The organism is Bacteroidia bacterium (genome assembly GCA_020852255.1).
GTDB lineage: Bacteria > Bacteroidota > Bacteroidia > JADZBD01 > JADZBD01 > JADZBD01.
The window spans coordinates 12,424-37,988 of the sequence record JADZBD010000004.1 but is presented as its reverse complement, the minus strand read 5'-3'; the positions used below and the strand labels follow the sequence as shown (position 1 = coordinate 37,988).

General features: G+C 47.4%; 27 protein-coding genes. 18 read left to right on the top strand and 9 right to left on the bottom strand.

Annotation, left to right across the window (positions count from 1 at the left end; all coding sequences use genetic code 11):
* Positions 1-6: 6 nt before the first annotated feature.
* The 7 genes from IT233_03725 to IT233_03695 all read right to left on the bottom strand — a co-directional run bounded on the left by IT233_03725 (position 7) and on the right by IT233_03695 (position 8,536).
* Positions 7-363 carry an MmcQ/YjbR family DNA-binding protein gene (locus IT233_03725; GenBank protein MCC7301732.1) on the bottom strand — a complete coding sequence of 119 codons (357 nt, stop codon included), beginning with the start codon at positions 361-363 and terminating at the stop codon, positions 7-9.
* Positions 360-1,109 carry a cyclase family protein gene (locus IT233_03720; protein ID MCC7301731.1) on the bottom strand — a complete coding sequence of 250 codons (750 nt, stop codon included), beginning with the start codon at positions 1,107-1,109 and terminating at the stop codon, positions 360-362. The genes IT233_03725 and IT233_03720 overlap by 4 nt, the downstream gene beginning before the upstream one ends.
* Positions 1,106-2,194: a radical SAM family heme chaperone HemW gene (gene hemW, locus IT233_03715; GenBank protein ID MCC7301730.1), complete on the bottom strand. Its 1,089-nt coding sequence runs from the start codon at positions 2,192-2,194 to the stop codon at positions 1,106-1,108. The genes IT233_03720 and hemW overlap by 4 nt, the downstream gene beginning before the upstream one ends.
* Before the next feature lie 46 nt (positions 2,195-2,240).
* A complete protein-coding gene (locus tag IT233_03710) occupies positions 2,241-3,743 on the bottom strand; it encodes a HAMP domain-containing histidine kinase (GenBank protein MCC7301729.1) in 1,503 nt (500 codons plus the stop codon).
* A 36-nt stretch (positions 3,744-3,779) separates the two neighbouring features.
* Positions 3,780-6,449 (bottom strand): hypothetical protein, encoded by a 2,670-nt coding sequence (locus IT233_03705; protein ID MCC7301728.1) that lies wholly within the window; start codon positions 6,447-6,449, stop codon positions 3,780-3,782.
* Between the two features lie 106 nt (positions 6,450-6,555).
* Positions 6,556-8,130 (bottom strand): RNA-binding S4 domain-containing protein, encoded by a 1,575-nt coding sequence (locus IT233_03700; GenBank protein MCC7301727.1) that lies wholly within the window; start codon positions 8,128-8,130, stop codon positions 6,556-6,558.
* A 16-nt stretch (positions 8,131-8,146) separates the two neighbouring features.
* Complete coding sequence (locus IT233_03695) at positions 8,147-8,536, bottom strand: YraN family protein (GenBank protein ID MCC7301726.1); 390 nt, start codon at positions 8,534-8,536, stop codon at positions 8,147-8,149.
* A gap of 202 nt (positions 8,537-8,738) precedes the next feature.
* On the opposite strand from IT233_03695, the gene IT233_03690 reads away from it, so the two are divergent.
* Positions 8,739-9,368, top strand: a complete 630-nt coding sequence (locus IT233_03690) for a DUF4412 domain-containing protein (protein ID MCC7301725.1) — start codon at positions 8,739-8,741, stop codon at positions 9,366-9,368.
* A 46-nt stretch (positions 9,369-9,414) separates the two neighbouring features.
* Here IT233_03690 and IT233_03685 read toward each other — a convergent pair whose 3' ends face one another.
* Positions 9,415-10,311 carry an LD-carboxypeptidase gene (locus tag IT233_03685; GenBank protein ID MCC7301724.1) on the bottom strand — a complete coding sequence of 299 codons (897 nt, stop codon included), beginning with the start codon at positions 10,309-10,311 and terminating at the stop codon, positions 9,415-9,417.
* A 57-nt stretch (positions 10,312-10,368) separates the two neighbouring features.
* Here IT233_03685 and IT233_03680 point away from each other — a divergent pair, with 57 nt between their 5' ends.
* Both IT233_03680 and metG read left to right on the top strand, forming a co-directional pair.
* Positions 10,369-10,977, top strand: coding sequence for a winged helix-turn-helix transcriptional regulator (locus IT233_03680; GenBank protein ID MCC7301723.1), 609 nt, complete (start codon positions 10,369-10,371; stop codon positions 10,975-10,977).
* 83 nt (positions 10,978-11,060) lie between these two features.
* Entirely contained in the window at positions 11,061-13,094 is a 2,034-nt protein-coding gene (metG, locus tag IT233_03675; GenBank protein MCC7301722.1) for a methionine--tRNA ligase, read from the top strand.
* A gap of 174 nt (positions 13,095-13,268) precedes the next feature.
* Here the strand turns inward: metG and IT233_03670 are convergent, their stop codons facing one another.
* Complete coding sequence (locus tag IT233_03670; GenBank protein ID MCC7301721.1) at positions 13,269-13,832, bottom strand: phosphoribosylglycinamide formyltransferase; 564 nt, start codon at positions 13,830-13,832, stop codon at positions 13,269-13,271.
* Positions 13,833-13,876: 44 nt separating this feature from the next.
* Between IT233_03670 and IT233_03665 the strand changes: the two genes are divergently transcribed.
* From IT233_03665 to rpmF, 15 genes are all read left to right on the top strand, one after another.
* Positions 13,877-14,560 (top strand): nitroreductase family protein, encoded by a 684-nt coding sequence (locus tag IT233_03665; GenBank protein MCC7301720.1) that lies wholly within the window; start codon positions 13,877-13,879, stop codon positions 14,558-14,560.
* 114 nt (positions 14,561-14,674) lie between these two features.
* Complete coding sequence (gene ndhC, locus IT233_03660; GenBank protein MCC7301719.1) at positions 14,675-15,043, top strand: NADH-quinone oxidoreductase subunit A; 369 nt, start codon at positions 14,675-14,677, stop codon at positions 15,041-15,043.
* A 9-nt stretch (positions 15,044-15,052) separates the two neighbouring features.
* Positions 15,053-15,607 carry an NADH-quinone oxidoreductase subunit B gene (locus tag IT233_03655; protein MCC7301718.1) on the top strand — a complete coding sequence of 185 codons (555 nt, stop codon included), beginning with the start codon at positions 15,053-15,055 and terminating at the stop codon, positions 15,605-15,607.
* On the top strand, positions 15,607-16,110 hold the full coding sequence (locus IT233_03650) for an NADH-quinone oxidoreductase subunit C (GenBank protein MCC7301717.1): 504 nt from the start codon (positions 15,607-15,609) through the stop codon (positions 16,108-16,110). The genes IT233_03655 and IT233_03650 overlap by 1 nt, the downstream gene beginning before the upstream one ends.
* On the top strand, positions 16,107-17,330 hold the full coding sequence (locus IT233_03645) for an NADH-quinone oxidoreductase subunit D (protein ID MCC7301716.1): 1,224 nt from the start codon (positions 16,107-16,109) through the stop codon (positions 17,328-17,330). Before IT233_03650 ends, IT233_03645 begins: the two co-directional genes overlap by 4 nt.
* 57 nt (positions 17,331-17,387) lie before the next feature.
* Entirely contained in the window at positions 17,388-17,930 is a 543-nt protein-coding gene (nuoE, locus tag IT233_03640; protein MCC7301715.1) for an NADH-quinone oxidoreductase subunit NuoE, read from the top strand.
* Positions 17,927-19,270: an NADH-quinone oxidoreductase subunit NuoF gene (gene nuoF / locus IT233_03635; GenBank protein MCC7301714.1), complete on the top strand. Its 1,344-nt coding sequence runs from the start codon at positions 17,927-17,929 to the stop codon at positions 19,268-19,270. Before nuoE ends, nuoF begins: the two co-directional genes overlap by 4 nt.
* On the top strand, positions 19,270-20,295 hold the full coding sequence (locus IT233_03630) for a (2Fe-2S)-binding protein (protein MCC7301713.1): 1,026 nt from the start codon (positions 19,270-19,272) through the stop codon (positions 20,293-20,295). Before nuoF ends, IT233_03630 begins: the two co-directional genes overlap by 1 nt.
* Before the next feature lie 2 nt (positions 20,296-20,297).
* Complete coding sequence (nuoH, locus tag IT233_03625) at positions 20,298-21,329, top strand: NADH-quinone oxidoreductase subunit NuoH (GenBank protein ID MCC7301712.1); 1,032 nt, start codon at positions 20,298-20,300, stop codon at positions 21,327-21,329.
* Positions 21,329-21,904, top strand: a complete 576-nt coding sequence (locus IT233_03620; GenBank protein ID MCC7301711.1) for an NADH-quinone oxidoreductase subunit I — start codon at positions 21,329-21,331, stop codon at positions 21,902-21,904. The genes nuoH and IT233_03620 overlap by 1 nt, the downstream gene beginning before the upstream one ends.
* Entirely contained in the window at positions 21,904-22,410 is a 507-nt protein-coding gene (locus IT233_03615; GenBank protein ID MCC7301710.1) for an NADH-quinone oxidoreductase subunit J, read from the top strand. Before IT233_03620 ends, IT233_03615 begins: the two co-directional genes overlap by 1 nt.
* Positions 22,411-22,415: 5 nt before the next feature.
* Positions 22,416-22,742, top strand: coding sequence for an NADH-quinone oxidoreductase subunit NuoK (gene nuoK / locus IT233_03610; protein MCC7301709.1), 327 nt, complete (start codon positions 22,416-22,418; stop codon positions 22,740-22,742).
* A gap of 28 nt (positions 22,743-22,770) precedes the next feature.
* Positions 22,771-24,675 carry an NADH-quinone oxidoreductase subunit L gene (gene nuoL / locus IT233_03605; GenBank protein MCC7301708.1) on the top strand — a complete coding sequence of 635 codons (1,905 nt, stop codon included), beginning with the start codon at positions 22,771-22,773 and terminating at the stop codon, positions 24,673-24,675.
* A gap of 156 nt (positions 24,676-24,831) precedes the next feature.
* Positions 24,832-25,359: a DUF177 domain-containing protein gene (locus IT233_03600; protein ID MCC7301707.1), complete on the top strand. Its 528-nt coding sequence runs from the start codon at positions 24,832-24,834 to the stop codon at positions 25,357-25,359.
* A 22-nt stretch (positions 25,360-25,381) separates the two neighbouring features.
* Positions 25,382-25,564 carry a 50S ribosomal protein L32 gene (gene rpmF, locus IT233_03595; GenBank protein ID MCC7301706.1) on the top strand — a complete coding sequence of 61 codons (183 nt, stop codon included), beginning with the start codon at positions 25,382-25,384 and terminating at the stop codon, positions 25,562-25,564.
* Position 25,565 lies beyond the last annotated feature (1 nt).

The window sequence follows — 25,565 nt, the reverse complement described above, 5'->3', positions numbered from 1 at the left end:
GAGTTTTTAAAGTTTCCGGAGTTCAGATTTCAGCTTCTTACTTAGTCCTTCAGTCACCAACTCATAGGAGCGGTCTATCCAGGAGCGGATAAGTGCATCAGGTACTGATCCGTCACAGATAACGGTATTCCAATGGCGTTTGTTCATGTGATAGCCTGGAATGATGCATGGATAGGCTGCGCGAAGTTCATCCATCTTGTCCGCATCAAATTTTAGATTGATCTCAACTGGGTGTTCATCGAGTCCGGCCAGCAGAAACATTTTGCCTACAACTTTCATTACCAGCGTGTCCGGACCAAACGGCAAACATTCTTCTACGCCTTTTTTGGCAAGACAGTATTGCCTGATCTGTTCAATATTCATTGTGCCAGGTGATAAAGCACCGGTTTGGCCGGACTGGCATCGTTTTCAAACGAGGCGATATGCAAATGCAGCAGGTAAGTGCCGTCGGGAACAGTATCAGGAATATAAATAAGTTCGGTAATGGTCCGGTGCGATTGTGTATTCGCGGGATATTCCCAAAATGCGCGATGTGCCAGTAGTTGTCCTCCGTCTTCTTCTTTATCCACGGAAGGTGTATCAATGAGCAAATGCTCCACACCTTGTTCAACCAGCAGGGCAATGGCCTCAGGATGCAGATAGGCAGGATTGGTACCGGTATATTGAAAGCGAAGTTTTCGTTCAGAATTCGGGCGTGTGCGAATGGCAAATGCCGGGGCCTGCCTGTTTTTCCTGCAGCGTTTTACCTGACTTTCGGTGATTACAAGATCATCGCCCTTCTTCTCCGGCGTAATGCTCACCACTTCGCAAAGGAATATGAATTCTTTCAGGCATTGGTTGATGGTGAATAGTTCCCGGCTGATATGTCCCACACATTCGGTATGTGTTCCGTGACCGTGAGGGTTAAAGAAAATATCTCTGAAATTCACGCTGGCCCCGTGATTCACATCGCCCACCCAGTTACCCATACGTACCGGTTCAAACCGGGGTGGAGAAACGTGCCAGGCAGTAATATTATCATCCGCAGCGCGCAGGGGAATGGAAATGTCAGTGCCGGCGGCACTATCGAATTGAAAAGTTCTTCCCGAAATGGTTACACTCAGTTTCATACAAAAAAATCAGAGGCGATCCGGTCAGCGATAAGCAGACCTCTCCTTGTTAAAGTTAAGCGATTTCCCTTACGAACCATCCGGCCTGTTACGATCAGATTTTCCACCTTTTCGGGCAGGTGGCCCACGGCTGATTCATCCACCCCATCTCTGGTCCGGAGTCTGGTTAAGATATATTCGTTGCGTTGATCTTTCTCAGTGAGCATTTCCTCCCCGTATTCCTGTCCCTCTGAATGTATGTACTTCATGTTGTCGGCAATGTTCCATCGCCTCGAGTTACCGTCGAACGAATGTGCGGAGGGTCCGATTCCTAAATAATGCACACCTGACCAATACGCTGTATTATGTGCCGAAAAATATCCTTCTTTTCCGAAATTGGAGATCTCATAGTGAATGAAGCCTGCCGTATCGGCAAAATCCATCAGCTGTTCAAACTGCCGTGCCGATTGTTCTTCATTCATCGGTGGCTTTCTTCCTTTACGGACCAGTTTGTCCATGGCTGTTCCCGGTTCCACGGTCATGCTGTAGCAGGATAAATGCGGTACACCGAGCTCCGCAGTCTTTTGCATATTTTTTCTCCATTTCTCATCACTGAGCAGCGGAAACCCGTAGATGAGATCCAGTGTAAGGTTTTCAAATCCCGCATCCTGCGCCCTCTTTACCGAAGCCTCTGCCTGGGAAACGTTGTGAGAACGGTGCATGTATTTCAGATCCTCATCAAAAAAACTTTGAATGCCGATGCTGAGGCGATTGATGGAAGTCTGTTTAAGTTCGGTGATCTTTGTACCACTAAGATCGTCGGGATTGGCTTCCAGCGTGATTTCTGCATCGGTATCAAGCGTAAATTCTTTTTGAACCAGATCCAGAAGCTCCATGATCTCACCCGCATGCAGCAGGGAAGGAGTGCCACCTCCGAAGTAAACACTGCTGATTTTTTTTTCGCTGAGATACTGTTTCCGGTTCAGCAGCTCCCGCCGCATCACCCGGAGCATTTCTTCCTTCTGCCGGAGCTGTGTAGAAAAATGAAAGTCACAGTATTGACAAGCCTGTTTGCAGAAGGGAATATGAAAATAAATCGTGGAGATGGGAAGGATGTTTTTATCTGTAACTCTGTGTTTTTATTCTCCCCGCCTACTTGTGTAATACAATCCTGAAGGTTGTTCCTTTATTTGACTCAGAGCTTTTTACAAACACCTTGCCGTCATGATAATTCTCAATGATGCGCTTTACCAGCGACAATCCCAAGCCCCATCCCCGCTGTTTGGTAGTGAATCCGGGTTCGAATACCGTTTTGTATTTCGATTTAGGAATTCCTTTGCCTGTATCCGAGATATCTATATAAACATATTGTACCTGATCGGTCAGTTCGATGCGTATTGCTCCTGTTCCGTCCATTGCGTCCACTGCGTTCTTGCATATGTTTTCAACAACCCAGTCAAACAGGGGAACATTCACGGCAGCCATGAAAGGTCCGGGTCCGTTAGGCTGCAGAGCAAACGTTACATTGCGGCTTGTACGGTTTCGCAGATATTCCAGACATCGTTCCATAACCTGAGTCATATCATGCCGTTCCAGCACAGGCATGGAACCGATTTTTGAGAAGCGTTCTGTAATGGTTTCAAGCCGGTTTACGTCGTTCTTCAGTTCCTTAAGCGTGCTTTCATCGACTCCTTTCATCCTTAGTACCTCTATCCAGGCGATCAGCGAGGATAAGGGGGTGCCTAACTGGTGAGCCGTTTCTTTTGCCATACCAACCCATACCTGATTCTGTTCACTTTTCCGGGCGGTACTGAAGAGAGTATAAGAAACCAGCAGGAAAAGTCCGATCACACCGAACATAACGTACGGATAATATTTCAGTTGAGTCAGCAGAAAGGATTCGCTATAGAAAATATACTGGCGGTTATTATCTCCCAGGTTGATTTCTATGGGAGGATTTTGAGCTGCCATTTTTTCTATCTGCTGATGAACGAACAGGGTGTCTTTCATCTTCGCACTGTCAAGCTTTCCGAAATCAATGACTTTGCGGCGGGTGGAATCGGTATAAATTACGGGAACAGAAGCAGAATTAACAGCCACCTCGCTGATGAATGTTTTAATAAGTTCATCGAATACGGTTTTCAGTTCGGAGAAAATCCGTGAATCCATGTAATACAGCCGGTGCTTGCGGCCTTTGTAAATGTCGATCTCTATCGGAACATGCTGTTCCTGCATCCGCAGGAGAGATTGGGATAGGGCAGCGTCCGATTTTATTGTAGCACTGTCGAGGTTTTTAGTCAGGGTCACCTTTCCGTTCTCATCGGTAATGATCACGGGAATGGTGACGTTATTCCTGATCACTTCAAACACAAACGTGAAGTCCTGGAGATCTTTACTGAGTTCCTTATTGGCCAGGGCCCACAGTTCTACTTTCTTGCGTTCTTCTTCCTCGATCTTATCAAACAGATCATTTGTAAAACGTACGAGGTTTGCTTTTCGTGTAATTGCTTCCGCCCAAAGTGCCACTTTTTGGCGTTCTTCGTCTGCGATTTTCCTTACGAGCAGGTTCGTGTACCACAGGGAGATCCCTACAATTACAACCGCAGTAACGAAAAGCGCAATCTTCCAGCGCTGCTTCCGGGAATAGATGCTCACAGAGTAAAAATAGGGAAAATTCAGAAGCGGAAAGCGTTAGAAATCTTCGTCTTCCTCAGCGTCTTTTTTCGGATTTTTGGGATCCTCCTCCCATTTCAGGATGAATTTCTCCTGCTTTTTAGGATCAGGACTTTTCTTCCCCGACGAATCTTTTTTAAACCATCCGAACTCCTCCTTAAGGATCTCTTTAAGGTTTTCTTTTTCTTTTTTTATATCCTCCTTTCGCTTTTCTTTTTTGGAGGTGTAGTCTTTTTTAACTTCGTACTTATCGGTTGTACCCACCATAGTATAGTAGAGGATTTTCCCGGTGCCGTCATCTTCCTCTACACCGAATTCCTTGTTTTTCTCTTCCCGCCGTTTTTTCTGCTTCGTCATTACCTCACTTAGCAGAAAGCTGAAATGATAATCAATTTCATTGTTAAACGTATGAGACCCGAAGAAGGTGATGTTCATCGCGCTCGACTGCACCTCCATTTTCGGTATACTGATCTTCTGCTTGCGGATCTCAATCTCATTTTCCAGCGTTGTGAATCGTATATGCTCCATTTTCTTCCTGAATTCGTCGGTTTCGATGAATTCACGCATCAGTACATCTTTTTTCAGATCGTCCGCGATCTCCAGAAACGGACCAAATCCGATCAGTTCACCGCGCTCAATAGTGATAGTTCCTCTGGCGTACACTTTGTCCGGATCGATGCGCAGATCTTTTCCCAGCACCGAAGCCAGCTGCAGATCAGCGGTAGCGAAACCCCGGAGGTGTTTATCTGTGAGGTAATCCTGACCGAAATTTTCCATCTGCGCAAAAAGTTTATTGACATTGATGCTTTGAAGGTCGGCATCCAGGGTGATAAGAATGTCGTGAGGCCGGTCGGCATCTACCATAAGCATGGTATTGATGATTCCGTCCATGGTTTTAAAACTCACCGGATCCATAATCAGCTTGCGGTCGCGCATGAGGAGGTCACCTTTGATCTGAGTGGCTTCGAACTGGCGAAAAACAGTCCTGGCAATGCGTGTCTCCAGTTTAAGATTCACCTGGTCCGGAAACGCGAGGTGATAAGCCGTATCTGAAATAGTTTCTTCATTTTTATTGGCCAGCAGTTCATTCAGATCAAGAAACTGCGATACGAAAATTGCGTCAACAGTCATGGGATGTTCACTACTCAGGGCATAGCGAACCAGATTACGGCATTCACCCTTGAGTAAAATGTCGCTCGAGAGAGCTTTGCAGGAGAACTCCTTCACTATAACGTCTTCATTCTGAAGTTTAAATTCTCCGTTCAGGCCGGTGACCTTAAGTGTTGAATTTTTCAGGCTGATCTCACCGTCGCTGATCTGCATATCTCCGGAAGTACGGATGTGATCGAGGTCATTCACTGTGAATCCTGCACCAGATTTCATCGGACCTTCGTAGCGTATGTTTAGTTTTAGATTTCCTGAAATATCCTGCAGGGTGTCTATTTTGAGCAAGCCCTGCAAATCTTTAAGTCCAATGCTGCCCTCCAGTGTAAATGCAGCGTTCGGGTGATCAAAATTTCCAATCCGCAGGTTGCCGGCGATCTTTCCGCCGCCGATCCCGGCAGAAAAGGACCTGATCTTCAACTCGGCGGGAATGGTGAGGTTCTTTTTCGCATCCTTCAAGTCCCTGTTTATATATTCCCCGTTCAGTTCTACGTGATCAAGTGTTACAGAAGATTCCCTTTCTGTGATGGTGCCGTTGCGGATACCAAAGGAGGAGGCGACCACGGGACGAGAGGGATCACCGCTGATCTCGGCGGTGAAGAAAAAATCACCATCAGAAGCGTAACCTTTTGTTTTTTCAGTAAGACGGGATGGTAACAATGACAACACAGATGCAATATCCATTTCTTCTCCTTTCAGGGTCACCCGGATGTTATCCGTATTTTTTCCTGTGCTATAAGATCCTTCTGCACGCAGCAGCAGATCTGCCAGTTTAACAGATCCTTCGCGGATAGTGTAGGTATTTTGTAATGCGTCGAAGGTAAATTCCAGATCCGCCGGTTTATCTTCAAGGTAGCTGGTGCTGTCGGACCGCAGTTCACGGATCAGCAGATTGGAATGAACCATTAGTTCGTATTGAGCAGAGGTAAAATCGCCGGACATTTCAGTTACCCCGGTTTTTATGTCAAGATGAAAATTTTCTCTTTGATCCGTATACCGGATACGCGAATTGCTGAGGTGGATGGTTTCGAGTTTAATACGGAAGGATCCTGCGGCATTACTATCTCTGCTTTCTTTAAAGATGGAAAAGTTATTCCGGCCCTTATAGTCAATCTTCAGGTTAAAATCCAGGTTTTCAATGGCAAGTTCCCTGAACGTATGGTCACCCTTGAACAGCTGCAGGGCATTAAACCGCAGAGCGATGAGACCGGCGCGAAAAAGGGTATCTTTTTTTCCATCCCAGGCGTCCAGTGCACTCATGTTGCGGAAGTCGACCGCGGCGTAAGGAAAGGAGGAGAATAAGGTTACGTCAATATCTTCGGGATGAATTAGCACGGGCGTGGCCAGCCGTTCATTCATTACCCCAATGGCGTAGTTTTTTATATCATCCTCATACACTTTGAGCAGGATGAATGCAGCGACAAGGAGCAGTAGAAATGAAAAAAGTAACCAAAGAAGCAAACGCCTCAGCAGGCGTAACCAACTGAAGGAGCGGGGAGGAGGCAGGTCTCCGGGTGTTTGCATATGCAGAGGCAAATTTCGGGGTAGATAATGCTCATGCGGACAGCAGGTTCAGGTAAAACTTGAACGGGATTATCAACAAAAGGTTTCATTTACAGTCTGCCGGCCATTAACCGCCTGCTCGCTCTTCCTTCGGCCGGTACATCTTTAAAAAGCCTATCTCCTTCTCTGTAAGGAACCTCCAGGTTCCTCTGGGTGTGTCTTTTTTGGTTAGCCCGGCAAACATGACCCTGTCCAGTTTAGTCACCTTATAACCAAGATGTTCGAAGAGCCTCCGTACAATGCGGTTTCGCCCGGAATGGATCTCCAGACCGATTTCGCGCTTGTTGCTGCCGTCGCCAATATAGTCAATGACGTCTGCAGCGATCACCCCATCTTCCAGTTTTACCCCGCTCTGAATGGCTTCGAAATCAAATTTGGTCAGTGTTTTATCCAGCACCACATGGTACATTTTTGGTACGCGGTGTTTGGGATGGGTAAGTACTTTGGTGAGCTCACCATCATTCGTGAAAAGTAAGACCCCGGTTGTAGCCCTGTCCAGTCTTCCTACCGGATAGATCCTCTCCCGGCAGGCTTTCCTCACCAGGTTCATCACATTGTCTCTTCCCTGCGGATCATCGGTGGTGGTTATAACATCTTTTGGCTTGTTCAACAGAAGGTATACTTTACGCTCCGATTTTAACGGTTCGCCTCCGAAATTCACAACGTCCCCGGCTTTTACCTTGAATCCCATTTCGGTAACCACTTCGCCGTTCACTTTCACCGCCCCTGCTTTAATTAATTCATCGGCTTCCCGACGGGAACATACTCCCGCATGTGCTATGTATTTGTTCAGGCGAATCTCCCCTTCCTCTGCTTTATACTCCTCATTCAGAAAAGCCTTTTTTTGTTCCTTGAATGTCTCCTTATCCCCTCGTTTTTCATACCTCTTTTTGAAGGATCCCTCATTTTGCTGGTATTTTGAAAAGGGTTTTTTATCTCCGTCGCGGTCAAAACTTTTCCTGAAGGGTTTTTTATCTCCATCGCGGTCAAAGCTTTTCCTGAAAGGTTTTTTATCTCCGTCGCGGTCAAAGCTTTTCCTGAAAGGTTTTTTATCTCCATCGCGGTCAAAGCTTTTCCTGAAAGGTTTTTTATCTCCATCGCGGTCAAAGCTTTTCCTGAAGGGTTTTTTATCTCCGTCGCGGTCAAAGCTTTTCCTGAAAGGTTTTTTATCTCCGTCGCGGTCAAAGCTTTTCCTGAAGGGTTTTTTATCTCCGTCGCGGTCAAAGCTTTTCCTGAAGGGTTTTTTATCGCCGTCGCGGTCAAAGCTTTTCTTGAAGGGTTTTTTATCGCCGTCGCGGCCAAAACTTTTCCTGAAGGGTTTTTTATCGCCGTCGCGGTCAAAGCTTTTCCTGAAAGGTTTTTTATCTCCATCGCGGTCAAAGCTTTTCCTGAAGGGTTTTTTATCTCCGTCGCGGCCAAAACTTTTCCTGAAGGGTTTTTTATCTCCGTCGCGGCCAAAACTTTTCCTGAAAGGTTTTTTATCTCCGTCGCGGTCAGAGCTTTTCCTGAAAGGTTTTCTGTCGCCGCCGCTCTCAAATTTTTTCCTGAATGGTTTTTTATTATCTCTGCCGAACGCTCCCTTTCGTTTTCCGCCATCTGATCTCCGGCCTTTGCCTTCCGATCTGTTTTCATCTTTTTCCATTCGGCAAAGGTAACTTTTAATTCCTCCGCTTTCCCCTCATATTGACGCTAACAGCATTAAAAGCGTCTTCGAAAACCTCGGTTTTTTCGATTCCACACCCCAGCACAACGGAAACGATGTCGAACCGCGCTTCTTTGTCAATAGCGTGAATCTGCATATAGAAATTGGCAAGACGAAGAAGATTGAGCTGCTTTTCATGTGTCACAAATACCTGAGGTTCCCCGAATGAGATGTTGCTCCGTGTTTTTACCTCGGCAAATACCACAAACAGATCATTGCTCAGGATGAGGTCACATTCCAGTTTTTTCAGCCGCCAGTTCCGGGCCATCACTTTGTAGCCCCTTTTTTCATACCAGGCACAGGCAAGATCTTCTCCCTGCTTTCCCAGTTCCAGATGTTCTGTCATGTTTTTTCTTCGAAATAAGGAAGTCATCTCATTTCAAATCCGTCTGGTTCTGAGAACCCTTCTCCGAGCCAAATAACTGTCGGATTACTAAACACTTATGAGACATGCAGGGTTTAAAGCCGGGCCTCTTTCCGCCGGCTGGTACGGTTCTTGCCACCACTGAAAAAAATAGTACTTTAGTAACCCCAAACAGAAAAAATTCATGAAAAAGATCTTTTCCATTCTGCTCCTCACTGCCTTTACGTTAGGAGCATTTGCCCAGTTCGAAGGTACCATCGCCTTCAGCAAGAAAACGGCCTACGATACCATTAACTACCTGTACTACATTAAGGGTGATAAGGTACGTATTGACGAATTGAACAGTAAGACAGGAAAAGTAGAAGGTACTTTTCTGATCGACCTGAAGGCGGGAACCATGACCTCTCTGAGCCACGAGCGTAAAATGTACCTGGAACAGAAAACACCGGCGCCTTCCAAGCCGGCAGGAGAGTGTAAGGTAGAAAAGACCAAGAATACCAAGACCATCAATGGGTACAAGTGCGTGGAATATAAAGTGACTAATTCCACGGAGAATACGATCGTTAGCCACTGGGTGGCGGCAGGCAAATTCAACTTTTTCTCAAAAATGCTGAAGGTGCTTAATCGTAAAGACAAGTTTTCGGTTTATTTCCAGCAGATTCCCGGAATGGACGGCATGTTTCCGATGTACTCCACACTGAGCGCCATGGATGGCAAAGTAACTGAGACTATGGATGCCACGAAGGTGGAAAAGAAAGCGGTTGATGCCGGTTTGTTTAGCATCCCCGCCGGATATACAAAATTTGACAAGTAAGCTATTCGAACATCAGACAGACCCCGGGAGAGATTCCGGGTTTTTTTTATTTCATAAACCGAAGGATTCCGCCCTTTTCCGAAACTGAAAGTTCAGCTTCAACGCCGAACTTAATGGGTGTGTTCGGTAAAATATGACCTGAAGGAAATCCGAAACAAAGAGGAACACCTAAGGGTTCCAACATTTCCCTGATGATTTCTTCTGCGGGTTTACCGAATGGCACCGGATTGTCTTTCATATCGCTCATCCCTCCTATGATTACCGCTGCAACACCCTTAAAGGTACCTGAACGCCAAAGAGAACGCATCATGCGATCCATGTGATACAAGTATTCGTCCAGGTCTTCAATGAAAAGAATTTTTCCCCTCAGATCCGGCATGTCGGCACTGCCCTGAAGGGCGTAAAGAAGGGATAGATTTCCTCCGGTGATTACTCCGTTCACCTTACCGGGTATCGAGAGGTCATGGGGTGGGGAACTGATCGTTGTGTTCCCGCCTTTCAACATCTCCATCAGCAGATCCGCTGCATACTCATCTTTAGAAAAATTGATAAGCAGTGGTCCGTGAATACTGGCGTATCCTAATCTCTGCAGACGGGCATGAAGCACCGTAATGTCACTGAAACCCGCCAGCCACTTCGGATGTTTGTTAAATTTTCCGAAATCAAGCGTGTCGAGGACCCGCAGTGTTCCATATCCTCCCCGTGCACATATAATGGCCTTCACCCCGGGATCGTCGAGCGCGTTCTGCAGATCCGCCGTCCGCTCCTCATCGGTACCCGCATACTGGTGTGATTCTTTGTAGAAATTTTTCGATGTTACAACATTAAATCCTTCATCCACAAGTCGTAAAATCCCTCCGGCTATCTCAGTTTCAGTGACTTTCCTCGCCGGAGCTACCAGATGTACCGTATCTCCCCTGGTGAGGTATGGTGGCAAAATCATAATCAAAAGTAAGCAGGTCTTCAGATATTCCGCCGATTATTATAAATTTATTCCCGCATGACCTCCCCCTATGATCCCTCTCTGCAGTTCCGCGATCTCGATGCGCGCATTGTAGTAGCACTGGAGCGCATCTCGGAATCCTTTCGGGTGATGCTTTGGGAAGCCGGGAAAAAGCACAAGCTCAGTCCGATCCAGGTACAGCTATTGATTTTTCTCAATTACCATGATCGCGGCCACTGCACCATTACGTGTCTTTCAGAGGAGTTCGCCATGAGCAAACCCACCATCTCCGAAGTGGTGAAAACGCTGGTAAAAAAGAAACTGATCCAAAAGGAGCCCACCTCTGCAGACTCCAGAAGTTTTTATATTAAACTGACCAGGCAGGGTAAACATATGGCCGGCCAGCTGGAACATTTTTCATCACCGCTTCATAATTTACTCGCCGGTCATTCCACTGAAGAGAAGTCTCGCATGTTCGATTGTCTGGTTAAAGCGTTAACCGGACTCCGTAAGGACGGGGTGATCCGACGTCAGCGTATGTGTACCACATGCACACATTATTCGCCCCGGCAGCAAAGTCTTTATTGTGAAAAACTCAAGAAGGAGATAATGAATCAGGAGATATTGCTGGATTGCTTTGAACACGACGAGACCGCTCCCGCCTGATTTTACCAGTATGAATCTTCCGTTTACCAAGGATATTCCTGCCTGAACTTATCATAACACACTGAAATTCTTAACTTTGCGGTGTGAAATTTCAGAGACATCTGATAACTGCAGCATTACCGTACGCAAATGGTCCGGTGCATATTGGTCATCTGGCCGGTTGTTATCTGCCTGCGGATATCTACGTGCGCTACCTGCGCCTGAAAGGGGAGGATGTAAAATTTATCTGTGGTTCCGATGAACATGGCGTTCCCATCACAATCAAAGCACGTAAGGAGAATATTACTCCGCAAGAGGTAGTGAATAAATACCACCAGATGATGAAGGATTCGTTCAGCGAATTCGGCATTGCCTTCGATATTTATTCCCGAACGTCCGGTAAGACCCATCATGAAACGGCATCTTCCTTCTTTAAAACACTGTATGATAAAAAAGTTTTTACCGAAGAGGTAACCGAACAGTACTATGATGAAAAGGCACAACAGTTTCTTGCAGACCGTTACATTGTGGGAACCTGTCCGAAGTGCAGTAACGACAACGCGTACGGAGATCAGTGTGAAAAGTGCGGAACATCCCTGAGCCCTACGGAACTTCTGAACCCCAGGTCTACATTGAGTGGGGAAAAACCGGTGATGAGAAAGACAAAGAACTGGTTTCTTCCGCTGGATAAAATGCAGACTCGGATCGGGGAGTATATTAATAGTCATCCGGAATGGAAGAGTAATGTTTTTGGCCAGTGCAAATCATGGTTAAACGCCGGACTTCAGCCTCGCGCTATGACCCGTGATCTTGATTGGGGAGTGAAAGTTCCGTTACCTGGAGCCGAAGGCAAGGTGCTGTATGTGTGGTTTGATGCACCTATCGGATACATATCTGCAACCCGGGAACTTACTGCTGATTGGGAAAAATACTGGAAAAGAGAAGATTCGCGGATCATCCATTTTATCGGGAAGGATAATATTGTATTTCACTGTATTATTTTCCCCGCTATGCTGATGGCACACGGCGAATACCGGTGGGCCGACAATGTTCCGGCCAATGAATTTCTCAACCTGGAAGGCGATAAGATTTCTACCTCCCGTAACTGGGCGGTCTGGCTGCACGAATACCTCAGGGATTTTCCCGGCAAGCAGGATGTGCTGCGTTACGTCCTGTGCGCCAATGCACCGGAAACGAAGGACAATGATTTTACCTGGAAGGATTTCCAATCGAGAAACAACAGTGAACTGGTTGCTATTCTCGGAAATTTTGTGAACAGAACGCTCGTACTTACACATAAATTCTACAGTGGAGAGGTTCCCGGAGCGGAGGAATACACCCGGAACGATCTCTTGTTGTTGGAGGATATCGCCGCCTTTCCGTCACGGATATCCGCCTCACTGGAGGCGTTTCGATTTCGCGAAGCACTCACTGAATTCATGAATCTGGCGCGTGCCGGAAATAAATACCTGGCCGATAACGAACCATGGAAGTTACAGTCCTCAGACGAGAAAAGAGTGCGAACGGTTATGAACATATCACTACAGATCTGCGCCGGATTGTCACTGCTGATGGAGCCGTTTATGCCTTTCTCCGCACACAAGTTGAGAGAAATGCTGAAATTGAAAGGTTACCGGTGGTCGGATGCTGCCCGTACCGATCTGCTGCTCAAAGGGCACCGGATAGCAGAAGCCAAGTTGCTTTTCGAAAAAATAGAAGATCCTGCGATTGTGGAACAGGTGAACAAACTACTCGAAACAAAAAGAATGAACGAAACCAGCGCCGCACCGGAGGGAATCCTTCCCGGAAAGCAGGAAATCACGTATGATGATTTTTCTAAAATGGACATTCGTACAGGAGTAATACTCGAAGCAGAAAAAGTATCGGGTGCCGACAAGTTGCTGAAGCTTAAACTGGATACCGGTCTGGATCAGCGTACCGTGGTTTCCGGAATAGCAATGTTCTTTAAACCGGAAGAAATTGTTGGGAAGAAGGTAAGTGTTCTTGTGAATTTGGCGCCAAGGAAGATACGCGGTATTGAGTCGAAGGGTATGATCCTGATGGCGGAAAATCCGGACGGAAGTCTGCGTTTTGTAACGCCGGGTGATGGAGCGGTGGATGGGGCAGTGATCAAATAGAAAACTGAGAACTATCTGCTTTTACTACCTGTTTTAGGTCCGCACAGCGCCACCGGGTCCTTTAATAGCTAACAGAGAAAATACCAAAGCGTATTGTGTTTTTCATACCGGACAATGGTACGATCAATTCTTCCCGGGATATTTCGGGAAAGAGCTAATAAAGAAAGGGATGGATTAAACGCCGAGAATTTTGCCGATCTGAGCAGGGAAATGAAGATACTCCAGCGCGTGAATGCGGGCCCCGAGGGTCTCCGGGGTGTCGGCCGGCTCAACAGCACACGCGGCCTGAAACAGTATTCTGCCTTCGTCAAATTTTTCGTTTACTTCGTGAATACTGATCCCGCTCTCTTTTTCTCCTGCGGCGATCACGGCTTTGTGAACATTCTCACCGTACATGCCTTTCCCCCCGTACTTCGGAAGCAAGGCAGGATGGATGTTGATGATTTTTCCGGGAAATGCAGCGATCAGCTCTTTCGGCACAAGCAATAGAAATCCTGCAAGCACGATCAGATCCGGCTGCTGTTTCTGAATAAACCGGATAAATTTCGGATCCCTGAAAAAATCTCGCCGGTCCAGAATCAGTACCGGTACATCTGCCTGTAATGCACGCTTAACCGCACCGCAAAGCCGGTTGGTTATCACCCATAGCACTTCCGCTTTTTTATTCTTCCGGAAATGCTGAATGAGTTGTTCCGCATTCGTTCCTTCACCGGAAGCGAAGATGATCAGCCGTTTCACAGGACAAAGATTGTAAATTTAACTTAATTGCAGTTCCTTTGAGCATGAGCTCTCACAAACTTCCCCTGATCCCCTTTGTACACCGTGAATATCCCGAGGATGAAATGATACACCGGGCACGCGAATTTTATCAATGGGCCGATACGCGAAGAACAGTGCGGGATTATTCCGACCGGCCGGTGCCTCTTTCGGTTCTTGAAGATATCATCCGTACCGCATCAACCGCTCCTTCCGGCGCGCATAAACAACCATGGAATTTTCACCTGGTCACCGATCCGGAAATCAAAAGGCAAATAAGGGAGGAAGCGGAAAGGGAAGAAAAGGCATCCTATGAAAACCGCATGAGCGAGGAGTGGCTGGAAGATCTGGAACCCCTGGGAACTGATTTCAGAAAGCCGTTCCTCGAAATCGCTCCTGCCCTGATCGTGGTATTTAAAAGACCCTATGAGATCATTGAAGGAAAGAAACGACAGAATTATTATGTTCAGGAAAGTGTGGGGCTCGCTTGCGGCTTTTTACTCATGGCTGTTCATCAGGCAGGACTTGTGGCCCTTACACACACTCCAAGTCCGATGAATTTTCTCGCACGTATCCTTCAGAGACCGGAAAATGAGAAGCCGTTTTTGCTCATTCCTGTCGGCTATCCGGCCTCCGGTTGCAAGGTTCCCGACCTCGTTCGTAAGAACCTGACGGAGATCATGCAGATGAATGGGAAAAACGTAGGTTAACCCCCTATTTTACAAGGATTTATCCTAATCAGGAGCCACCTGGTCTAAAAAACCTTCCCCCCTGTCAATCCAAGCGGAGTAATCATTAAACTTGTAGCTCTATTTCACTCCTTTATGGAAGGAAATTCACTAACGGCTTACCTCCCTATTGTCATTACAGCAATTGTTGCCGCCGGCTTCGTGGTGGTCGCCCTTTTTGCAACTCATGTGCTGGGTCCGAAACGTAAAACAGAGGTAAAGAATGACACTTTTGAATGTGGTATTCCTGTGCATGGAAATGCCCGAATCCCTTTTTCTATCAAATATTTTTTAGTAGCCATCCTCTTCGTATTGTTTGATGTGGAAGTCATCTTTATGTATCCCTGGGCGGTGAAATTCAAAGATTTGGGCTGGTTGGGATTCATTGAAATGGCCACCTTCATCCTCTTTTTTATGGTCGGTTTCTTTTATATTTTGAAAAAGGGTGCTTTAAAGTGGGAGTAGTTTATGACGATGCTTTCTAAACCAGCGGATTATAATGTTGTAACGGCACCGGAAGGTGTTGAAGGAACCGGATTCTTTGCTACCTCTCTTGACCGTGCGGTGGGCCTGGCCCGCAAAAATTCGATCTGGCCTCTGCCGTTTGCTACTTCCTGTTGCGGAATTGAATTTATGGCAACCATGGCTTCTACCTATGATCTTGGAAGATTCGGTTCGGAGCGATTGAGTTTTTCACCGCGCCAGGCGGATCTTCTGATGGTGATGGGAACGATTGCAAAAAAAATGGCTCCTATCCTGCGACAGGTTTATGAACAAATGGCAGAACCCAAATGGGTTTTATCCATGGGTGCCTGCGCTTGCAGCGGAGGCGTTTTTGACTCGTATAGTGTGTTGCAGGGAATTGACCGGATCATCCCGGTAGATGTCTATATCCCCGGTTGTCCTCCGCGTCCGGAACAGGTGATCGAAGGACTGCTGCGTATTCAGGATCTGGTGGGAAAGGAATCCCTCCGCAGAAGAAATTCAGAGGCCTACAGGCAATTGATGTCAAAATACGGATTGGAATAATGAGCGAACTTCTTGTATCGGTAGGCGATAGACTGAAAGCAACGTTTGGCGATGCCATTCTGGCCTCATCAATGGATTATGACTTTCCGGTCTTTGAAGTGAAGCGGGATAAAATAGAGGAGATCGCCCGTTTCCTATACGATGACCCCGATATGGGCTTCCGGTTTCTCACTACCCTTTGCGGTTTGCATTTTCCTGAACAGAAAGGAAAGGAATTAGGTGTAATGTACCAGTTTCATAACCTTCCGAAAAACCACCGGATCAGGATCAAAACATTTTTTCCGGTTTCGGATCCTACCGTACCTTCCCTCACCGGTATTTTTGCCTCTGCCAACTGGCAGGAGCGACAGGAATACGACTTTTTCGGCATACGCTTTACCGGACATCCCAACCTGAAGCGGATTCTGAACATGGATGAAATGAATTATTATCCAATGCGTAAGGAATACCGAGTAGAGGACGGCGGTCGGTCAGATAAAAATGATGCAATGTTCGGACGATGAGCGAGGAGGTTTATACAAACAGGAATACATTCATTGATCCTCGTACGGGAGAGGAAAGAGAATACACCATTCTTAATCTTGGCCCCACACATCCGGCTACGCACGGGATTTTCCAGAATGTGCTGAAAATGGACGGCGAGATTATTCTCGATGCGGAACCAACCGTAGGATATATACACCGCGCATTTGAAAAAATCGCAGAACGGAAACCCTATTACCAGATTACGGTACTTACGGATCGTTTGAATTATTGCTCCTCTCCAATAAATAATATGGGATGGCACATGACGGTGGAGAAACTGATCGGAGCGGAAATTCCTAAACGTGCAGAATACCTGCGTGTTATTATTATGGAACTGTCCCGCATTGCAGATCACATCATTTGTAATACCGTGATCGCAGTTGATACCGGTGCCATGACAGGGTTTCTTTATTTCTTCCAGAGCAGAGAACAGATCTATGAGATCTTTGAAGAGATCTGCGGAGCACGGCTTACTACAAACATTGGCCGTATCGGCGGAATGGAGCGGGATTTCTCTCCCAAGGCCTGGGAAAAAATCCATCGCTTCATGAAGGATTTCCCTGCTAAAATGAAGGAGTTCAGCAACCTGGTGGAACGGAACCGTATTTTTATGGACCGGACTATCGGTGCGGGACCGATCTCCGGCGAACGTGCGCTGAACTATGGATTTACAGGCCCTAACCTTCGTGCCGCAGGTGTGGATTACGATGTACGTGTTATGAATCCGTATTCCTCCTACAGCGATTTTAATTTTAAAATACCGGTAGGAACCAACGGCGATGTGTACGACCGGTTTATGGTACGCCAGCAGGAAATGTGGGAATCCTACAGCATCATAGAACAGGCGATCAAAAATATGCCTGATGGAGATTTTCACGCGGTTCTGCCCGAATTTTACCTTCCTCCGAAAGAAGAAGTTTATAACAGCATGGAGGCGCTCATCTATCACTTTAAGATTGTGATGGGAGAGAACGAGGTGCCGAAAGGGGAAGTCTATCACTCTGTTGAAGCCGGTAACGGTGAGTTAGGTTTTTATCTGGTAAGCGACGGGGGAAGAACCCCGTACCGTATGCATATCCGGAGACCCTGCTTCATTTACTACCAGGCATATCCGGAGATGATTAAAGGAGGTATGCTGAGCGATGCCATCCTTACCATGAGTTCAATGAATGTAATCGCAGGCGAGCTGGATGCCTGACCCCTGTCTTCAGGGAAGGATACAGATGAATATAGAGCAGGATACGAATACTGGAAAATGAGTAACAGAAATATAGCTTTCAATTCCGAGACACTCGAGCTCGTACAGAAGATCATCCGGAGGTATCCGGAAGGGAAGCAGAAATCAGCGCTGATTCCTGTACTGCATATCGCGCAGGCGGAATTCGACGGTTGGCTGAGCCCGGAAGTGATGGACTATGTGGCTTCATTGTTACGCATCCAGCCGGTGGAGGTGTACGAAGTGGCCTCCTTTTATTCTATGTTTAACCTGAAACCGGTCGGGAAGTGTGTAATAGAGGTGTGTCGTACTTCTTCGTGCTGGATGTTGGGTGCTGAGGATGTAGTGGCTCATTTCGGCAAGAAATATGGCATCAAACCAGGTGAAACCAGCAAGGACGGGATGTTCACCCTTAAAACCGTAGAATGCCTGGGTTCCTGCGGAACCGCGCCGATGATGCAGGTAGGAGCAGATTATTATGAAAATCTTACCCTGGACAAAGTGGATCAGCTGATGGATCGTTTTAAAAAGGACGGAAAAAGAAAATCGTATACTGATACTCCTGAACCCCGGAACCAATGAGCCGCAAACTGCTTCTTACACACAACGATGTGCCGGGTATACAGAGTTACGAAGTATACCGGCAACAGGGGGGATATGCTTCTGTGGAAAAAGCCCTGAAAACGATGGCGCCCGACGCCGTCACTGAAGAGGTGAAGAAATCCGGGCTTCGCGGAAGAGGAGGAGCGGGCTTCCCAACAGGAATGAAATGGAGTTTCCTGGCCAAACCTCCGGGAGTGGCGCGCTATCTTGTCTGCAACGCAGACGAATCAGAACCGGGTACTTTCAAGGATCGGTACCTCATGGAACGAATCCCTCACCTGCTGGTGGAAGGAATGATTACTGCCAGCTACGCGCTGGGTGCAAATACCTCTTTCATTTATATCCGCGGGGAATATTTTTATGTTTCGCGTATTCTTGAAAAGGCGATCGAAGAAGCGTACGCCGCCGGCTGGCTGGGCAGGAATATTCTGGGAACTGATTATTCGCTCGATTTGTATGTTCAGGTAGGAGCCGGCGCATATATCTGCGGGGAAGAAACGGCATTGCTTGAATCACTCGAAGGTAAAAGAGGCAATCCGCGTATCAAACCACCCTTCCCTGCAGTGGCAGGATTATACGGATGCCCTACCGTGGTGAATAATGTGGAAACTATTGCAGCAGTGGTTCCTATCGTAATGCAGGGCGGTGATGAATATGCGAAGATCGGAGTTGGAAAATCCACAGGCACGAAGCTCATCTCTGCCAGTGGTCATATCAACAAACCGGGAGTGTATGAAATTGAAATGGGTGTGCCCGTGGAAGAATTCATCTACTCAGAAAAATATTGCGGTGGAATCAGAAACGGAAAGAAACTGAAGGCGGTGGTTGCCGGAGGATCTTCTGTTCCCATACTGCCCGCGGATCTGATCCTGAAAACAGCAAAGGGAGAACCGCGCCTGATGACGTATGAATCTATGGCCGACGGAGGTTTCGCCACCGGCACCATGCTGGGTTCCGGAGGATTTATTGTAATGGACGAGGATACCAGCATCGTAAAGAATTTGTGGAATTTTTCCCGCTTTTATCATCATGAATCCTGCGGACAGTGTTCACCCTGCCGCGAGGGAACAGGATGGATGGAGAAAATCCTGCATAAGATCCTTGACGGGCACGGTACTCTGGAGGATATTGATCTGCTGTGGGACATTCAAAGTAAGATCGAAGGCAAAACCATTTGTCCGCTGGGCGATGCCGCCGCGTGGCCCGTAGCCTCCGCTATCCGCCATTTCAGAGCAGAATTTGAAGAATACGTGAAGAACCCTAAAGGAATAAAGGACGTGAAACATTATTACCGCATTCATAAGTTACAGGAAGCCTGATGGCAAAAGTTACAATAGACGGCAAAACCATAGAGGTTCCGGATGGTACCACCATCCTGAATGCGGCACGCATGATCGGAGGAAATGTAGTACCGCCGGCCATGTGTTATTACTCTCATCTGAAAACTTCCGGAGGCTACTGCCGTACCTGCCTGGTGAAAGTGACGAAGGGATCTGAAAAAGACCCGCGCCCAATGCCCAAGCCGGTGGCTTCCTGCCGTACAACGGTGATGGACGGAATGGAAGTGCAGAACATGACCGCACCCGACCTTCAGGAGGCAAGAGCCGGTGTGGTGGAATTTCTGCTGATCAATCACCCACTGGATTGCCCGATTTGCGATCAGGCCGGCGAATGTCACTTGCAGGACCTGGGGTATGAACACGGAAAGGCCCGTACACGCTATGAGTTCAAGCGCCGGACATTTCCAATGACGGATATCGGAAAATATATCAAGCTGCACGTTAACCGCTGCATCCTTTGCTACCGCTGTGTTAAAGTGGCCGATCAGCTGTGCCCGGGAAGGGTTCACGGTGTAATGTACCGCGGGGACGTAGCGGAGATCTCAACTTACATTAAAAATGCAGTGGAACACGAAATGTGCGGAAATATGATTGATGTGTGTCCGGTGGGCGCACTTACCGACATGACATTCCGCTTCAAGAACAGGGTTTGGTTTACAAAACCGGTGGATGCGCACAGAAGTTGTGATAAGTGCTGCGGTAAAGTTCGCCTATGGTACAAAGGAGAGGAAGTTTTGCGCGTTACCGCGCGTAAAGATCAGTGGGGCGAAGTGCAGACCTTTGACGGCAAACCGGGCTGGATCTGCAATTCCTGCCGCTTCGAACACAAGCTTACCTCGGATTGGGTCATTGAAGGTCCCAGCCACATAGACCGCCACTCCGTGATCTCCGCAAATCATTACGAGTTGAAAGAGGGCCACAAAAAGACAGATAAACCGCGCAAAAACCTGGAAGGGAAAAGGATTCAATTGGGTGAGGGCGCTCTGGATCCCAATAACAAATAGGAATGGAACTGAGTTTTTTAATATACAAGGTGTTGCTGGTGCTGGGAGTTTTCACGCTCTCTCTGGTGATTGCAATGTATACTACGTATGCGGAGCGAAAAGTAGCCGCCTTCCTCCAGGATCGTCTTGGTCCGAATCGCGCAGGCCCTTTTGGTATTCTGCAGCCCATGGCCGACGGAGTGAAAATGTTTATGAAGGAAGAGTTTATTCCCAACCGGGCGAATTTGTTTTTATTCATTCTCGGTCCGGGAATCGCCATGTTTACATGCCTGATGACCGGAGCGGTTATACCATGGGGAAAGGATTATGTTGCCACGGACGGAACTCATTATCCTATCCAGACAACAGACGTAAATATTGGAATACTCTATTTACTGGGCGTGGTATCTGTGGGCGTATACGGAATTATGATCGGCGGATGGGCTTCCAATAACAAATATTCACTGCTCGGTGCGTTGCGCGCTTCTTCACAGATGATTTCCTACGAATTAGCCATGGGGCTTTCGCTCATCGCGCTGATCATGATCACCGGCACGCTCAGTGTAGGGCAAATCGCAGAGCAACAGCTGGGATGGCACTGGAACGTTCTCTATCAGCCCCTTGGTTGCCTGATCTTTATTATTTGCGCCTTTGCGGAAACTAACCGCGCCCCCTTTGATCTTCCTGAATGCGAATCGGAGTTGGTCGGAGGATATCATACAGAATACTCCTCCATGAAACTGGGCTTCTACCTGTTCGCGGAATATATTAATATGTTTATTTCCGCTGCGGTGATCAGTACGCTCTACTTCGGCGGATACAACTTCCCGGTTATCTACAATTATGTGACCGATCCTTTGTGGATCAGCGTGGTGAGTTTCGGAGTGATGATGATGAAGGTCTGTTTCTTTATTTTCCTTTTCCTCTGGGTGCGTTGGACACTTCCCCGGTTCCGTTACGATCAGCTGATGAACCTCGGATGGAAGGTGCTGCTTCCGCTCGCTGTTCTGAATATTCTTATTACGGGGGCAATAATACTATTAAGGCAATTGTGATGGCAAACCTGACCAACCGATCGATAATAGTGGTGAAAAAGGAAATGACGCTTTTGGAGCGCATCTACCTCCCGGCTATTTTCAGCGGTATGCTAATTACACTGAGCCACTTTTTCAGGCGGAAAGCTACCGTGAGTTACCCGGAAGTAAAGCGTCCATTCGCAGCTACTTACCGCGGACAGCATGTGCTAAAACGGGATGAAATGGGAAGAGAGCGTTGTACCGCATGCGGCCTCTGCGCCGTAGCCTGTCCGGCTGAAGCCATTACCATGACCGCGGCGGAACGTAAGCCCGGTGAAGAAAACCTTTACAGGGAAGAAAAGTACGCCGCCGTTTATGAGATAAATATGCTCCGGTGTATCTTCTGCGGCGATTGTGAGGAAGCCTGTCCCAAAGAAGCCATCTTTCTGACGGACCGTATGCCTCCCGCCCTCTATAAGAGAGGAGTCCTGGTGTTCGGGAAAAATATCCTGGTGGAAGGTGTTTCTGCCGACAAACGGACGGATGTAACAAAACGACAAACGGCCAATGTTCTTGAATTCAAAAAAAATAACCGATACGCACATAACCGCTGATGAACGCCGACCTGCTTACGGAATACGCTTTTTACGGACTCTCGTTTCTGGCCATCGCCTGCGCGCTTATGGTGGTGCTTTCACGTAATCCGGTGCACAGCGTGCTTTACCTGATCATGACCTTTTTCTGCATAGGGGGACATTATCTTCTCCTCAATGCACAATTCCTCTTTGCTGTGCATATTATGGTGTATGCGGGAGCTATTATGGTCTTGTTCCTCTATGTGATTATGATGCTGAATCTGAATAAAGAAAGTGAACCCAGGCGGGAATTCATGACCAAGTTGTTATTCGCACTGCCGGCCGGACTTCTGGTACTGGTTTTATCCGGAGCCGTGGGAGCCAATGCGGAAATGACAATACAGGGCGGGCAGCAAATTGGATTGGTCGAGAACCTGGGCGATGTGTTATTCAAGCAATTTCTTCTTCCCTTCGAGATATCCTCTGTACTTTTCCTCGCCGGAATGGTAGGAGCTGTTTTGTTGGGAAAACGGGAAGTGAAATAGAACGTATGGAACCTGTAATTGCAAAGATCGCACTGCCGGTCAACTGGTACATCACCCTGAGTGTGGTACTTTTTTGTATAGGCGTGTTGGGCGTACTCATCCGCCGCAATGCCATTATTGTCTTTATGTGCGTGGAGCTGATGCTGAACGCCGTGAATCTTCTTATGGTGGCCTTCTCCAATTACCTGGGTGATGCGGCCGGGCAAGTCTTCGTATTTTTTGTTCTGGTGGTGGCCGCGGCGGAAGTAGCCGTAGGACTAGCGATACTGATGATGGTCTACCGCAGTATCGGCACCACTGATATCAGCTTTCTCAATAAACTTAAATGGTAAATCAGTTCTGTAACTACTCTTTCACCGCATGATCGCACTCGCCTGGCTTATTCCTGTGTTTCCCCTCCTCGGATGGGCAGTAAACGCATTTTTCGGAGGAAAGATGAGTAAGGGAATTTCAGGTGCGGTAGCCTGCCTGGCGGTGCTGGCTTCCTTTGCCGTTTCACTGGGTGTGTTTTTTGAACTGCTGGACGCCGGAGAACATGCGCACACGGTTCACCTCTTTTCGTGGATAGAGGCGGGCAACTTTGTCAGTAATTTTTCATTCCTCATTGATCCGCTTTCTTCTCTCTTTCTCCTTGTGATCACCGGAATCGGATTCCTGATCCATGTTTATTCAACCGGGTATATGAAGGAGGATGAGGGACATAACCGCTTCTTCGCTTACCTCAACCTGTTCATTTTCTTCATGCTTCTCCTGGTGATGGGAGACAATTACCTGCTGATGTTTGTGGGGTGGGAGGGAGTAGGTCTTTGTTCTTATCTCCTGATCGGCTTCTGGTTCAAAAACCGGGAATATAACAACGCCGCCCGAAAAGCATTTGTAATGAATCGTATCGGTGACCTGGGATTCATTATCGGTATACTTATGATTTGGGTGAACTTCAATTCGATAACATATTCTGAAGTTTTTGCCGGACTTAAAGGAATGCGAACAGATGATCCCACCCTGATCGCCATTACCGTGTTTTTGTTCATCGGCGCTATGGGAAAAAGTGCGCAGATTCCCCTCTATACCTGGCTCCCCGACGCCATGGCCGGCCCTACACCGGTTTCCGCGCTCATTCACGCCGCCACCATGGTTACCGCAGGTATCTATATGGTAGCTCGTTCCAATATCTTGTATACACTGGCTCCAACCGGAATGGAATTCGTAGCAGTGGTTGGACTCATCACCGCGCTGTTTGCCGCAACTATAGGTGTATTCCAGAATGATATCAAAAAGGTTTTGGCTTACTCCACCGTGTCGCAGTTGGGATATATGTTCCTCGGACTCGGCGTGGGCGCCTATACCGGCGCAGTATTTCATGTGATGACACATGCCTTTTTTAAAGCGCTTCTCTTCCTTGCCGCCGGCAGTGTGATTCATGCCCTGCATCATGAACAGGACATTCGTAAAATGGGAGGACTCAAAGGAAGGATCCGCACTACCTTCATGGTCTTTGCCATTGGAACCATCGCGATCTCCGGAATTCCTCCTTTCTCCGGATTTTTCTCGAAAGACGAGATCCTCGCACATGCTTTTAATCACAGCCCTATTTACTGGCTGCTCGGAGTGATTGGCAGTATGCTCACCGCCTTCTATATGTTCCGCCTGTTCTACCTGACTTTCTTTGGAAAGTTCCGAGGACATGAAGACCCCAAACATCCTATTCACGAATCGCCGCCATCAATGACCATCCCGCTTATAATTCTGGCTGTTCTTTCTGTGCTTGGCGGACTGGTAGGCATTCCCCATCTTTTTGGAGCGCCTCACCTGCTCGGTGATTTCCTGCAACCCGTATTCAGCGATTCGGTTTCCAGGATGATTCCACTTTCCCTAAGCCATACTACAGAATGGACGATTCTTGCAATTACGCTTTCTTGCGCCGGCCTGGCTATTTATCTTGCTTTCCAGGCATTCCGGAAAAAGGAAATCATTCCTCCTGCCTCCGAAAAGGAAATGGGTGTTATGAGCAGAGTGGTGTTTAATAAGTATTATGTAGATGAAATTTATAACGCTATAATTACCAGACCCTTAGACAAGATTTCAAGATTTCTTTCCCTCGTTGCCGATCCCCAGTTTTTCGACGGCATCGTAAACGGCATGGGCTCTCTGGTCCGTTGGAGTTCCGGGATCATCCGTTATGTGCAAAGCGGATACCTCGGTTTCTATATTTTTCTTATGGCACTGGGAGTGGGACTTATCCTTCTTTTCAAGATTTATCTCTGATTTTTAGCGATTTTCGTCGAAAATGCACCATTTTTTCGTTAAAAATGGCCATTTCTGCCGTTTTTTTACCGAATTTCACGTGCCAGGTTTTTGAATGCCCCCTTTTGGGGTCTGAAAAGATTAGGCTATTTTTGCGACCCTTTAAAATGAAGCGGCGTGGGATTAGGAAAGAAATATGTTCTCCCATTTGCGGGATTAAAGCCTGGAACCCACCGCTTTGAGTTTGAGTTAGGAAATTCGTTCTTTGAAGCCTTCCATACACCAGAAATAAGGGAAGGGGAACTTGTTGCGGATCTGGAACTGATAAGGCAAAGTACGATGCTGGTGCTCAATTTTACCATCAGCGGAACTTTCCGGACACAGTGCGACCGTTGCGGCATTCCCTGCACACTCCCGGTGAATGGAGAACATCAGCTGGTTGTTAAACTGGGCGGAGACGAAACACGTGAAGAGGATGGGGAGATTATTGCCCTTCCGGCTTCCGAATCGGAGATCGACCTGGCACCCTACCTGAATGAGTATGTGCAACTCTCATTGCCGGTGCGCAAGGTAGCGTGTGAAGTGTTGAATGACGAGTCGCTTTGCGACAGGGAAATGATCAGTAAACTGGAAGAGTTCGGCGCAAGAGATGACGAAGGGAGAGATGAGCGCTGGGATAAACTGAAGTCAATAAAAATTAAATAACGCGTAGCGTAAAAACAAAGTCATGCCAAATCCAAAACGAAGATTATCCAAGAGTCGTAGCCGCAAGCGCAGAACGCACTATACCGCTACTGCGCCTACACTGGCGGTGTGTCCTGCAACCGGAGAAACACACCTTTACCATCGCGCCTACTGGCACGAGGGAAAACTCTACTATAAAGGGAAAGTGGTAATGGAGAAAGCTTAAA

Excerpts from the sequence above, each read along its gene's own strand:
- IT233_03725 (MCC7301732.1), bottom strand. The coding sequence starts at position 363 with ATGAATATTGAACAGATCAGGCAATACTGTCTTGCCAAAAAAGGCGTA.
- IT233_03720 (MCC7301731.1), bottom strand. The coding sequence starts at position 1,109 with ATGAAACTGAGTGTAACCATTTCGGGAAGAACTTTTCAATTCGATAGT.
- IT233_03705 (MCC7301728.1), bottom strand. The coding sequence starts at position 6,449 with ATGCAAACACCCGGAGACCTGCCTCCTCCCCGCTCCTTCAGTTGGTTA.
- IT233_03700 (MCC7301727.1), bottom strand. The coding sequence starts at position 8,130 with ATGGAAAAAGATGAAAACAGATCGGAAGGCAAAGGCCGGAGATCAGAT.
- IT233_03695 (MCC7301726.1), bottom strand. The coding sequence starts at position 8,536 with ATGACAGAACATCTGGAACTGGGAAAGCAGGGAGAAGATCTTGCCTGT.
- IT233_03690 (MCC7301725.1), top strand. The coding sequence starts at position 8,739 with ATGAAAAAGATCTTTTCCATTCTGCTCCTCACTGCCTTTACGTTAGGA.
- IT233_03685 (MCC7301724.1), bottom strand. The coding sequence starts at position 10,311 with ATGATTTTGCCACCATACCTCACCAGGGGAGATACGGTACATCTGGTA.
- IT233_03680 (MCC7301723.1), top strand. The coding sequence starts at position 10,369 with ATGACCTCCCCCTATGATCCCTCTCTGCAGTTCCGCGATCTCGATGCG.
- IT233_03665 (MCC7301720.1), top strand. The coding sequence starts at position 13,877 with ATGAGCTCTCACAAACTTCCCCTGATCCCCTTTGTACACCGTGAATAT.
- ndhC (MCC7301719.1), top strand. The coding sequence starts at position 14,675 with ATGGAAGGAAATTCACTAACGGCTTACCTCCCTATTGTCATTACAGCA.
- IT233_03655 (MCC7301718.1), top strand. The coding sequence starts at position 15,053 with ATGCTTTCTAAACCAGCGGATTATAATGTTGTAACGGCACCGGAAGGT.
- IT233_03650 (MCC7301717.1), top strand. The coding sequence starts at position 15,607 with ATGAGCGAACTTCTTGTATCGGTAGGCGATAGACTGAAAGCAACGTTT.
- IT233_03645 (MCC7301716.1), top strand. The coding sequence starts at position 16,107 with ATGAGCGAGGAGGTTTATACAAACAGGAATACATTCATTGATCCTCGT.
- nuoE (MCC7301715.1), top strand. The coding sequence starts at position 17,388 with ATGAGTAACAGAAATATAGCTTTCAATTCCGAGACACTCGAGCTCGTA.
- nuoF (MCC7301714.1), top strand. The coding sequence starts at position 17,927 with ATGAGCCGCAAACTGCTTCTTACACACAACGATGTGCCGGGTATACAG.
- IT233_03630 (MCC7301713.1), top strand. The coding sequence starts at position 19,270 with ATGGCAAAAGTTACAATAGACGGCAAAACCATAGAGGTTCCGGATGGT.
- nuoH (MCC7301712.1), top strand. The coding sequence starts at position 20,298 with ATGGAACTGAGTTTTTTAATATACAAGGTGTTGCTGGTGCTGGGAGTT.
- IT233_03620 (MCC7301711.1), top strand. The coding sequence starts at position 21,329 with ATGGCAAACCTGACCAACCGATCGATAATAGTGGTGAAAAAGGAAATG.
- IT233_03615 (MCC7301710.1), top strand. The coding sequence starts at position 21,904 with ATGAACGCCGACCTGCTTACGGAATACGCTTTTTACGGACTCTCGTTT.
- nuoK (MCC7301709.1), top strand. The coding sequence starts at position 22,416 with ATGGAACCTGTAATTGCAAAGATCGCACTGCCGGTCAACTGGTACATC.
- nuoL (MCC7301708.1), top strand. The coding sequence starts at position 22,771 with ATGATCGCACTCGCCTGGCTTATTCCTGTGTTTCCCCTCCTCGGATGG.
- rpmF (MCC7301706.1), top strand. The coding sequence starts at position 25,382 with ATGCCAAATCCAAAACGAAGATTATCCAAGAGTCGTAGCCGCAAGCGC.